6 protein-coding genes are annotated in these 12,349 nt (G+C 44.6%); all 6 read right to left on the bottom strand.

Going from position 1 to position 12,349, the window contains the following annotated elements; all coding sequences use genetic code 11:
* Positions 1 to 433: 433 nt before the first annotated feature.
* Positions 434 to 3,535, bottom strand: coding sequence for a protein translocase subunit SecDF (gene secDF / locus A3EU_RS0108625; protein ID WP_044085620.1), 3,102 nt, complete (start codon positions 3,533 to 3,535; stop codon positions 434 to 436).
* A 239-nt stretch (positions 3,536 to 3,774) separates the two neighbouring features.
* Positions 3,775 to 6,573 (bottom strand): T9SS type A sorting domain-containing protein, encoded by a 2,799-nt coding sequence (locus A3EU_RS0108620; protein WP_020535742.1) that lies wholly within the window; start codon positions 6,571 to 6,573, stop codon positions 3,775 to 3,777.
* A 100-nt stretch (positions 6,574 to 6,673) separates the two neighbouring features.
* Entirely contained in the window at positions 6,674 to 7,501 is an 828-nt protein-coding gene (locus A3EU_RS0108615; RefSeq protein ID WP_020535741.1) for a 3'(2'),5'-bisphosphate nucleotidase CysQ family protein, read from the bottom strand.
* Positions 7,502 to 7,503: 2 nt separating this feature from the next.
* Positions 7,504 to 8,451, bottom strand: coding sequence for a phosphotransferase (locus tag A3EU_RS0108610; RefSeq protein WP_026211297.1), 948 nt, complete (start codon positions 8,449 to 8,451; stop codon positions 7,504 to 7,506).
* A 335-nt stretch (positions 8,452 to 8,786) separates the two neighbouring features.
* Entirely contained in the window at positions 8,787 to 9,158 is a 372-nt protein-coding gene (locus A3EU_RS0108605; protein WP_020535739.1) for a cupin domain-containing protein, read from the bottom strand.
* A gap of 596 nt (positions 9,159 to 9,754) precedes the next feature.
* A complete protein-coding gene (locus tag A3EU_RS0108600) occupies positions 9,755 to 12,280 on the bottom strand; it encodes a glycoside hydrolase family 31 protein (protein WP_020535738.1) in 2,526 nt (841 codons plus the stop codon).
* Positions 12,281 to 12,349 lie beyond the last annotated feature (69 nt).

Genomic DNA, 12,349 nt, shown 5'->3' with positions numbered 1-12,349 from the left:
AGTGGTTTAGATACAAAAATCACTTTTGGGCTTAAGAACTACCAAAGAAAACGATTTTCCCCAATTTATTGTTGTCGCTAATTTCTTTTATGTCGGTTAATGTGCTCGTTTCAGTCGCGAGGGTGTTCTTTCTACTTAAAAGTCGGGATCACGGTGGTGCTCTTCCGATGAATCGGAATCGCGGAGGGGACTCGTGTTTGGGGCTCTTGCCATTCAACGAAACAAATGTATCCCGCTGGCGGGATCGGTTTGCAAAACTGATGGTGGGAAACCCTAGTCTTAAAAGGCTTCCCACCCTGCCTTTTGCAAATATCAAAGCTCTCTTTGACACCACACACACAAAACGACCAAAGCCACTCCGACAATGTCGAAGCGGCTTTGGAAAATATTAGGCGAAATATACCAAGTACTTAGTACTTAATACAATATACCCTTAAGAACTCTGACCAGCACGAGAGAAGCTCCGGCGTCCGTCATCAGCCTTTTTCATTTGTAGATCATCCGACAAATCATGTACTAATGGAGTAGCCACGAAGATAGATGAGTAAGTACCTACTAAAACACCCACGAGGATTGCGAAAGCAAAACCTTTGATGCTGGCTCCACCGAATAGGAAGAGTACCAATACACCGAAGAGGGTGGTTAAAGAGGTAATGATCGTACGGCTAACCGTACTGTTTACTGCTGCGTTGATCACAGAAGTCTTATCACCACTAGTGTAAGTGTTGAAGTATTCACGGATACGGTCAAATACAACCACGGTATCGTTAATCGAGTAACCAATTACGGTCAAGATTGCAGCGATAAAGGGTTGGTCAATTTCCATACTGAAACCGAAGACGCCGTGCCCCAAAGAGAAGATACCCAATACAATCAAGGTATCGTGGAACAAAGCTGCAACGGCACCCAGTGAGTACTGCCACTTGCTAAAGCGGATAAAGATGTACAGGAAGATCAACAACAGGGCAAAGATGGCCGCGTAAATTGCACTCCGAGTAATATCATCGGCAATCGTAGGACCTACTTTGCTAAAGCTGGAAACATGTGTGCCCACACCACCAGCATTGCTGAATTGATCGAAAGGCACTTCGCTACCAATGGTGCTAACAACACCATCGTGAAGCGCGTGCATAACCAATGTTTCTGGCTTATTGGCGTTAGCTTCATCTTCGTTAGCGTAAGCTTCCGGGTCAAATTGTACATCAATGAGGTAGTCTGTTACTACATTGAAGGTATTGACACCAGCTACTTCTTTAACGATAGGCGTGCTACCTTCAAAAGCAGTGGCAAGATTAGCACGTAGGCCATCAATGTCAACATCTATATTATCATCGAAAGAGATATTGTAGTTATAACCTCCTTTGAAATCTACTCCTAGTTCGAAACCGCGAGTTGCGAAAGAGACAAGACTCAAGGCGATCAGCGTTCCAGAGATGATATAAGCGATACGACGCTTACCCATCCAGTCGATCTTCATATTAGCAAATGCGTTCTTCGATACGCTGGTATTAAAGCTGATGTCTTTCTTACGCTTCAAGTAGCTGTCAAGCATCAAACGCCCTACCAGTACTGCTGTGAATAAAGAAGAAAGTACACCGATGATCAATACAACCGCAAATCCTTTGATTGGGCCCAAACCGAAGTAGGCAAGGACAATCGCCGTAAGGATCGTCGTAACGTTGGCATCAATGATCGCAGAATAGGAGTGTTTGAAACCGTCAGCAACAGCCATTATGGTTGACTTGCCTTCTCGCAATTCCTCTCGAATCCTTTCGTAGATGATCACGTTCGCATCCACGGCCATACCAATCGTTAAGATGATACCTGCGAAACCAGGAAGGGTAAGTACCGTTCCGTAGCTGGCAAGAGCGCCAAAGATGAAGACAAGGTTCAACAGCAATGCAATAACAGATACAATACCACCACCACCGTAGTAGAAAACCATGAACGCAATCACGATCAAGAAACCTACACCAAGTGCTGTCATTGAGCTTTTAATGTTCGCTGCACCAAGGGTAGGACCTACCACAGATTCCTGAATGATCTCCGTACTGGCAGGCAATTTACCAATCTCCAAAATATTGGAAAGGTCAGTTGCTTCCTGTAGCGAGAAACTACCAGAAATAGAACTAGATCCGCCGGTAATAGGCTCGTTTACGCGAGGAGCAGAAGCTACCTCATCATCCAGAAGGATGGCGATTTCACGGTTACCGTTATTTGCAGCTTCCGTAGTCATGCGTGCCCAAATCTTAGCACCCGTTTGATCCATATTCAAGGATACAGCAATCTGGTTGCTCTGAGGGTCTGGCTGTGCGCTTGCATCAACTACGTGGTCACCACTTAGAGGTGCTTCGCCAGAGCGAGGCATCTTAATGGCATATACTTCAAACATCTCCAACGGCCGATCACTCTCGTCCATTAAAGTGCTTTCGAAAGGTTTCTGTGAGAAACGGAAACGAAGGTCAGAAGGGAACAAGTTCAGGATTTCCTCCATCTCTAGTACGCTCTTCAGTTCTCCAAGATTGCTACGGCTAACAACACCGATTACAGCACCTTGGCCTGGTGACATCAAGTCAAACAGAGGACCATTGAGGCTGTTCTGTGCGTATACCGTATCGATCTTTTCGATTTCGTTAGAAACATTGCCAAGTGAATCGGTTACATAAAGTGTATCAATACGCTCGATGGTCTGTTCTGTGTTTGCACCACGAATGGTACGCAACTTTTCGTTAGCCTGTGTCAGCGCATTAGAAACGGCTGGGTCACTTACGCGGAACGTTTCGAAAAATTCCAGATTGGCTGCTGCCTGCAGGAATTCACGAGCACGTTGTGGGTTATCAATGCCAGGAAGTTCAACCAAAATAAGGTCGCGTTCCTGATCAAGGTTAACGTTTGGCTGCACAACACCCAACTTGTCAATACGCTGCTTGAGCAGGTTGAAAGTGAGCTCTACTGTTTCGTCCGCTTTCGTACGTAGAATACGGATAACTTCGGCATCGGTCGTCTCGTAGTTGATCTCATCACGCAAAGATTCGTTGCGTTGGAAGATAGGAGCGAGGCGATCTTCACCGCGTACTTCCTGCCATGCGTCGGCAAAAAGAGCAACGAAATCAGACTGTGCATTCAACTGAGCTTTGGAGGCATTTTCTAATGCAGTTCGAAATTTTTGATCCTTGGAATTCTGGGCGAGCGTCCTTATTAGTTCTCTCAGGTCAATCTGTAATACAACACTCATACCGCCTTTCAAATCAAGACCGTAAGCCAATTGCTGGCTTTTGAGTTCTTGATAAGTGTAAGACTTGAGTAACGGTATTTTAAATATCGTTTGGCTAGACATAGAGTCTAGGTAAGCGCGAACGGCGTCCGTATGGGCTTCGTTCTGTTCCGCTTCGTCTTCAATGGATGACGAAATGCTCAGCGCATAGCGCTCAGCGTCCTTTTCTACCCGATTTGTCGGGAGAATAAATAGGTACTGGATCAAAGTGACCAGAATCATCACCACAAGAAAGAATTTTACAATTCCTTTACCTTGCATAATTTCAAAGTTTAAAAAATCTCGAATTAAGATTAGAAAAAAAATAAATACGTAAAGTCTTATCCAAGAGTGCCTCCAAAACAAGCCCTTGGAAAAACTGCGCAAATATAGTGCTTTTGTTGTATTTACAGCTTTTTAGGTAGAAGTATTTGTAAAGAGCATGTTGGGGAATTTCGTTTGGTGAAAAACAAATATTCCGAATTGTTGAAAATCAGGAAGCAAGATTCCCCAATAAGCTCTTATCTTTTAATAATCCGTTGCGTCACCATTCCAGCCTCGCCTGCTACCTTCAACAGATAGACGCCAGCAGGTAGGTAATCCAGCTCAAACTGCGCTTGCTCGCTATCAGGGGTAATGTTTTTGCGGTACAGCAACTTCCCGTCCAGACTATGTACGCTCAGTCGATTTGCGTTTAAGTTGGTCAAGTCTACGGTGAATTGGCCAGCACTGGGATTGGGGTATACCATCAATTGCTCCCCAGGTAGGATGTCTTCCGTGTCGCTGATAAAGGAAACTTCTGCCGTCACTTGGGATAAGCAGCCTGATTGATCGGTTATAGTGACGGAGTAGATGCCGGCCTCCAGGTTAAAGAGATCTTCGGTATCTGCTCCAATATCCCAGCTGTAACTGTAAGGTGGTAGGCCGCCCGCTACGCTCAAGTCAATGGAGCCAGGCTCCGCATCGAGCTGCGCTTCAGTGACGACGACGACATTGAGGCAGGCCGCTAAGCTCCATATTTCGGTACCCCTTGAGCCATCATCTGCTGTGAAATATAACTTATCGTTAAAAAGGGTAAGATTATCAGGGCTAGAACCGGGTACACCTGGCCGGATATCCGAGATAATCGCAATAGTACTATCTGTATATTCCCATATTTCTCGACCAAAATCCTCCGATTCAATCGTAAAGTAGAGGCGATCATTAAAAACAGTCAGCTCGCGTGGGCTGCTGGAACTTGAGCCAGGTATTAAGTCTTCGGTGAGGCTGGTTTCGCCCGTTGCGATATCGAAAAATAGCAGCTCGGTGCCTTGGTTACTCGCCAATCTACCAGCAAAGAAGAGCTTATCCTGAAAAATAGTGGGATATTCAGGAGCCAAACCACTACTTAGATCACTGCGTTGTGTTATAAGATCCAAGTCTGGATTGTAGCTGTATAGCTGAGTACTGTTTTCACCGGAGCCTTTGAAATAAAGTTCGCCAGCGTATTCAATTAGCGAGCCTGGATTACCAGACGCTTCCCCTGGGTTCAAATCAACGACCAAGCTATGGGTATTTGTTTGGCTATCGTAACAATATAATTCTCTACCCGTATCTGGGTGAGTTGCCTTGAAGTACAGTTGACCATCAAATGAGATTAAATCAGCAGGAGAGCCATTGCCTGTTGGGTGCGTATCTGCCGCTAAAAAAACTTCATCTGCCGCGGAATCATAATAGAATAATTCGGTACCATACTGTTCGTTATCGGTTGCCCTGAAATAGAGTGTTCCATCATGAACCATCATCTCTGAAATATGGCCAATCTGCGTGGGAGTAATGTAGGAAGTCGCCATAATCTCGGTTGCGCCCTCCTCGTAATACAGTAAGCCATATCCCAAGGTAGGGTGAAGGCCACTAAAATAAAGCCGGTCATCGACTACCATCAAACCATTGGGGTTGAGATTTCCTTCTTCGTCAGACAGGATTTCAGTATTGCCGGTAATCGGATCATAAACCCAGATTTCAGTGCCACTAAACACTTCCGTAGCTGCGAAGTAAAGTTTACCATTATAAGGGGTATATCCGAAGGGATCAGAGCCAATGGTATTGGTGTTGATATCTGCAGCTAAGGTGATCTCGCTATCTCCTGGCGTAAACTGAAACAACTCTCGTCCAGTAGCCAGTAATTGCCCGGATAATAGCAAAGTTCCGTTTGCTTCTGCCTCAATATTTATGAATGAGGGCAGGTCTCCATTATCTAGAGTGGCTTCCTGTGTGAAAATTTCTGTAACAGGATCATAGGAATAAATGAAATAGTTTTCCTCGTCGACGGTAGCTGTAAAGTAAAACTTATCTCCTAGTATGGTGAATCCACTTGGCCAAGCGTTACCCGTTGGATTAAGCTCTGCCGCTGGGCTCAATTCGTCGGTAGTAGTGTCGTATATCCATAATTCAGTGCCGGCAAGAAGCGTGCGAGCCGAGAAGAATACTTTATCATCTAAACCAAACATTCCGTAAGGGGAACTACTACCCGAATTGAGATAAATTTCGGGCACGTCAAGAATACTATTAGTAGCCATATCGATCACTTCTAACTCTTGTCCTTGTCCGTCCCGGGTAGCCCGGTAGAATAACTTGCCATTGTGATGAGTCAACAGGTTCGTGTTGGGGTAAATACCATCGGGGCTGGTGTAGCTGTATTTTTCTACTACTTCTGTTGTTGGATTGTAGCGCCAGATTCCTCCGGTATTTAAGCCGTCAGTGGCCGAAAAATAGAGTACGCCATTTATATTGTTATAAAAATTGCAGTTGCAGTTTCCATCGGGGTTGATATCTGCGAGTAGTTCTATGGCATCAGTGACGGGGTCGTATCGACTAAATTCTATGCCAACATCAGTATGTTCTGACTGGAAGAACAATTGCCCATTGAAAGCGAATAGGTTACTAGGCTCCCTGACGGTCTGTCCAGCAGCATCGATTAGTTGCCCCGTCGTATTCGCTACGGGATCGTGTACCAGCAGATAAGAAATAGAGCCGTTGCCCCAGCGGCCATTGAAATATATTTTTCCGCCCATTTCTGCGATACTAATAATGCTCGGATGATCATCAAATGGGCGTACATCAAATACTAAAGAAGCCTCACCAGTGGTAATATTGTAGCGGTATAGCTCTTTACCGTGAAGACCGTCATCTGCCCGGAAGTAAGCAACATCATTTAAGGTGGTAAAGAAGATAGGATCAGAATCAGCTGCTTCTTGGTTGATGTCTTTTTCTAAAACCAATTGAGCCGATAAAAGAGAAGCATAGACCAAAAAAGTCAATAGGAGGAGAATACTCCGCATAATTAATAGGGTTTTTTGTTTTCAATTTAGATGCCCTCAAGATAGCGACTTCGTGGTCATCGACCATCACGATTCCTGAGTCATTTTTTAGGTCCACCTTTTATCCATAAATCAAATTGGAATAAAAGACGCCTTCGTGATTCATAAAAGTGCCATCTTTTCTGTTCAAGTCCAATCTTCCTCCTGCAAAATTTGTTGCGGTTAGGCCCAACTCCTGATATATACAGGCCGTAGCAGCATAGTCCCATATACTCCCTCCTCCGGTTTCTTTTTTTGGAAATTTTAACATGCAAGCAGGGCCATTTTCCAGTACGATGATACCGTTCAATACAGATCCGGCTCCAGCAATTTCTTTTATCCCATTCAACGCCAGCTGCGCTACATTTTTATGTAGTAATTTTTCTATTTCGGCTGCACGAGGTGTATCCTTCAGTTTTCGATCAGTCACGTAAGTCAAACAGTCATTTCTATGCTTAATCCCCCAAGGTTTACCATTCTTAAATGCCCCATGTTCTTTAATAGCATGGTACAAGGTATCTGTGCTGGGATCAAACACTACTCCTATATATGGTGTCCCGTCTTTTGCGACTAAAGCAATCGATACAGAAAAGCCCGGTCGTTTATTGATAAAAGCAAGCGTCCCATCCATAGGGTCAATGCACCAAAAGAAATCTTTCTCGAATCGACTACCATCATCTTCCGTCTCTTCCGATAAAAGCGCTAAGTCAAATTCGTCACAAGTAGGAAGTAGATGAGCAAAAATGGCTGATTCACAGGCTTTGTCTACCGCTGTTACGATTTGCGAGGCATAGCTCGTCCCTCCTTTCTTTTTCTCCACCGAAACATCCTCATTTATACGCTTGTGAATGATTTTTCCTGCGGCAAGGGCTGCCTTGATGGCTATATTGCTAAGCTGTAAAAAATTCATTTCTATAAACTATTAATCACTTCTGCTGTGACACGCTCACTATAACTATTAATCTTCCAGTGACCAGGGCTCCAGCCTTTTAGGAAGCGATGAAAGTCGGCCCAGGCTACTCGGTATAAAGAACGCCATTCCTTTTCCAACGCTTCATTTTTTTCCTTCATTGCGTTTTGTAAACACCCAAAATAGGTGTCCAGGATTTGTGTCTCCAAGCGTTCACACTCCTTTTCGTTTAGGCAACTACCTATAAAATACGCCACATCTTTCATTCCACACCCGCCGCCTACGTACTGAAAATCTACCCCGGCAACGGGGCCATCTTCAGCAAAGCAGAAGTTGGCGAGCTTGGCATCACCATGAACAAATGTTTTGTACACACACGTATTCAGTTTTTTATCAATGACAGCAGCGGCCTCTTTTAATTTTTGATCATCCAACACGGCTAATTCATGAGGTCTGGTCTCCAAATGCCAATAGGTACCCACTTCCCAGAGCCCATTGGGCGCTTCCCCCAAGTAACTTGCGTGAAATTGTGCCAACCATGCTAAACAGGCCGCTATTTCTTCCCATCTGACAGTCCTTTTGCGTAAGGGATAGCCCGCTTCATTCAAATCTTCCAGCACCATCAGTACCTCGTCATCTTGCGTCTCAAGGGCTAAACATTGCGGCAGGCGGGCAGTGCTATTTTCACTGTAGGTGTCATACCACGTAGCTTCAACCTTGTAGGACTTGATCTTTCGCTGATGACCGATATCTGTGTTCCATCCGCGTGGGTGATTTTTATACAGGGGCAACTGAACGTGCTTTACCACAACACTTTCGATGGCAGCATTCTCCAATCCGACGCGGATGATTTTCCCATAACCACTCCACAATTCCTGGATCATCTCTTTTTCAAATAAAGAAGAAGCTCCTGTTTTTTGTAAAATGATTGATTTAAAATATTCATTCATAAGGTCCCAAAGGTAAGGGAATAGCAATTGGGAATATGTTTTGGGCGCATCCTTCGGTCGCTCCCTTTCGGGGGGCGTTCCGGTGGTAGCGCCACGACGCATCGTAGCGCTACCACCGGCACTGCTCTCTTCGTTCGCATCCTACAGGCAGCTTGCGCGGGGTTTCGTGCAAACTTGGGACTTCGTATCGGCCAATGAGGTAGCATGACTATGGGGAGCGTCGGTTTTTTAAGAATCCGATAAGGTGTTGATAAAGAAAGGTTTATGTCTTTGAGTATACGGTTGTAAATCGTGAAAAAACCTTTAAAGAGCGCTAGCAGGTATTTTCTTGATGACTATTTGTCACCAAAATAAGATACCTCACCACCACTTAAAAAATCTTCTCTGACAGGGCTAAATGTGTCGATTAGCATCCCTTCTTCCAAGCAAACGGCGCTATGCAATAAATTAGGTTCGATATACACCCCGTCTCCAGCTTCTACAATTTTCTTTACGCCATCAATTTCAAATTCAAATTTACCTGAAACGCAATAGGTGGCTTGTGTGTGAAAATGTTGATGTGGAGAACCTAATGCTCCCTTCTCGAATTTCACTTTTACCATCATAATTTGGTTATCGTAGCCTAGGAATTTTCTTGATACCCCTCCACCAAGTTCTTCCCACTCCATTTCTTTTGTTATGATGTATTTTTCGCTAAATCGTTGCATGTTTTTAAGTATTTTGTTCTTATACCACTTATTGCCGGGTACAGTTTGTGAAAAACCTGAACAAGGTAATTCATTTCTAACAATTTCTACAGAATCTGAAGACTCTTTCCTCAACGAGGACTTCAAGTCAGAATTACCTATTAATTCCAATACTCATTCAATTGACATACTACACAATCATCATCTAATCTCGCGACTTTCGGATAAATATCTACTTCACTGCTTAGAATTGTATTTCTTATCAATCCGTGTTGCTCTTCAAGTGATATGGTGTAAGTATTCGAATTATCTGATAATGCAATATATCTACCAGCTTGTAACTCACAGAAACCGATTTGCGAAATACTACTATCTCGTAATATTTTCCTAGCCTATTCCGAAGGCAAGTATTTTCCCTCATTTTGAGTCCTACCTATATTGTTTTCAATGGTCTCAGTACCACCTTTTCCCCTTTCTCTGGAGCGTCATCGTGATGTATTGGCTTAATCCTATAATTGTAGATTTCATTGCCCGAAAAACGTTGCCCAAGATGCGCAGCGCAGTATCTTGGGCAACTCCTTCTATACGCAATAAAAAACATCTCCACATTCCCTAAATCATCCCTTTACCTCCACCGTCTTAAAGTCAGAAGGAGCTACGATCACATAGGCATCTCCTTCTTTATCAATAACTTGGATAGCAACACCGTCAATCAATAATTGCTGCGGCTCAAAAGGTAGGCCGAATAGCTTGATTTCAAAAGCAGATAGATCGCCCTCGTATTTACCTTCGGTTTTTTGTTTTATCAGGAAGCTGTTTTTGCCAGAAGAAGTGGTGTATTTATGATGGCGGTATTGCCCTTTTTCGTGCTCATAGCCCTCTCCGGCATCCTGGTAAAAGCTGCTCTCTATTTTGTTTTTTCCGTAATAGGCTCTTAGTTCCACGGTCTCGATATTTAGTTCGTAAACGTACTGTTGTACGGGATAATTAGGGATGATCGCTCCGCCACGGACATACAAAGGAATGGTGTCCTCCTTGACTGACTGTCGGTGATTGCGCGGCCCTGCATAATGATTTCCATTGTAGTAGTTGACCCAATCTCCACTTGGTAGATAAGTGTTGTGCGATTTAACCCCTGGTTTCACGACAGGGCTCACCAACAGGTGGTCACCAAGCATAAATTCATTCTCCCGTTTTTGTGCCTTTTTATCCGTCTGATCTTCAAAAGCGAGGCTTCTTAAAACCGGTGTTCCTTGCGTCACATTTTGATAAACGCTGGTGTATAAATAGGGGAGGAGCCGGTAGCGGAACTCAATAGCTGTACGCGCCTGGCTGGTATACGGTTCCCCAAAAACCCAAGGCTCTTGATCTAGGCGCAGGGTAGCTTCCGATGCTTTGATGGCATCTGCATCCGCTTCAGCGGCACCATCAATGTTGTTGCCCATCGAGTGAACACGGAAAACAGGATGAAAAATGCCAAGCTGTAGCCAGCGAATAAGCAACTCCGGACTCGGCTGATTGACAAAACCACCAATATCGGTACCTACTAGCGAGAAGCCAGAAATACTTAGTCGTTGGCACTGGCGGTTGGCCAATTCCAGGTGTTCCCAACTCGCTACGTTATCTCCCGTCCAGACAGCCGCATAGCGTTGGCCGCCGGAGAAGGATGCTCTGGTAAGTACGAAAGGCCGTTTTTCGGGCTTGATAGATTTTAGTCCATCATAAGTGCCGCGAGACATTTGCTGCCCATAAATGTTGTGCACCGGCTTGTGATCGCTTGGGTGTCCATCGTTATCATGCATCACATGATCAGGAAAAGTGAGACTATTGACTTTGAAGACAGCCGGTTCATTCATGTCATTCCAGAAGCCGCTGATGCTGTTGTCTTCATACAGTTCACGGTAAAGTTCGCCCCACCATTCACGAACATCCGCGCGGGTGTAGTCGGGCCACACACAGTCGGCAGGCCATACCGGCCCGCGCATGAGCTCTCCATTGGCTCGTCGACAGAAATAGTCTTTTTCTACGCCTTGTTTGTAGACGTGATAGTCTTCATCTACCCGAATGCCAGGGTCAATCATGACGACAGTCTGGAATCCTTGTTCGGCAATGTCGCGAATCATTTCCCCAGGCTTTGGGAAGTAATCCTGGTTCCAGGTGAAACAACGGTATCCATCCATGTAATCAATATCCAAATAGATAGCATCACAAGGAATTTGCAATTCCCGGAAGGTATCGGCCAGTTTTCTAACCCGAGCTTCTGGATAATAACTCCATCGGCATTGGTGAAAACCTAGCGCCCACAATGGTGGCAGTTCTGGTGTACCAGTAAGCTGGTGGTAAGATTGCGCAACCTGGTTTAATTCAGGGCCATAGCAAAAGAAATAATCTATTTCTCCTCCTTCTGCCCACATGCGCACGGTTTCGTCTTTTTGCGAGGCAAAATCAAAGTGAGTCCGCCAGGTATTGTGTAAGAAAATGCCGTAAGCCTGGTCATTTTGCAAGCCATAGTAGAAAGGCACCGCTCGGTATAGTGGATCTTTTTCTTTGTGATACCCAAAAGCATCGCTGTTCCAATTGTCAAAAGAACGACCTCGCAAATTAAGGCTCCAGCTTTTGTCACCTAGACCATAAAAGACTTCCTCTTTGGGCGCTTTGAAGCTGACCCGAAGGTGATCCGTTCCGTCCAGGATTGTTGCTCGCTGGAGATAGGGCTCCTGTTCTTCCAGGATCGTTTTTTTACCGTCTTTGGTATGAAAAGATATCCGGCAATCCTTTTTTTGGATGCGACAGCTCACACTGGCAGAGATGATAAATATTTGTTGCTTGTCTTCTTTGACGGTAAAGTCTACCGACTTTGGTTCTCGATCCGGGTGCAGTGCATAGGAGGGTTGCGTAGAGAATTTTTCAACAGCGTATCGAACTCTCCAAGTAGTATCTGTCCATAATTCGACCCGGAGTTTTATCTCTCCTTCGGTAGTGATTTCCAAAGTGTTATCATCAATCTTTTGGTATTTGATGACCTTGTTGATTTGTTTGATCTGGAAAACATCGGGATACCGTTGGCTAGTTTCCGTTGCTGTATCAGCTACCAAATGAGGAGCAGGATCAAAGGGGGCTCTTTTTTTAGTCTTTCTTGCCATTATCTATGCACTTCTGTATTTTGCCTTGCAATAATACTAAAAGTAGTTATTTTCACCACATCACCAGAC

Origin of the sequence: Lewinella cohaerens DSM 23179, from assembly GCF_000379805.1 — a bacterium.
Lineage (GTDB): Bacteria > Bacteroidota > Bacteroidia > Chitinophagales > Saprospiraceae > Lewinella > Lewinella cohaerens.
This window is presented reverse-complemented; position numbering and strand designations above follow the sequence as displayed.

Excerpts from the sequence above, each read along its gene's own strand:
- secDF (WP_044085620.1), bottom strand. The coding sequence starts at position 3,535 with ATGCAAGGTAAAGGAATTGTAAAATTCTTTCTTGTGGTGATGATTCTG.
- A3EU_RS0108605 (WP_020535739.1), bottom strand. The coding sequence starts at position 9,158 with ATGCAACGATTTAGCGAAAAATACATCATAACAAAAGAAATGGAGTGG.
- A3EU_RS0108600 (WP_020535738.1), bottom strand. The coding sequence starts at position 12,280 with ATGGCAAGAAAGACTAAAAAAAGAGCCCCCTTTGATCCTGCTCCTCAT.
- A3EU_RS0108620 (WP_020535742.1), bottom strand. The coding sequence starts at position 6,573 with ATGCGGAGTATTCTCCTCCTATTGACTTTTTTGGTCTATGCTTCTCTT.
- A3EU_RS0108610 (WP_026211297.1), bottom strand. The coding sequence starts at position 8,451 with ATGAATGAATATTTTAAATCAATCATTTTACAAAAAACAGGAGCTTCT.
- A3EU_RS0108615 (WP_020535741.1), bottom strand. The coding sequence starts at position 7,501 with ATGAATTTTTTACAGCTTAGCAATATAGCCATCAAGGCAGCCCTTGCC.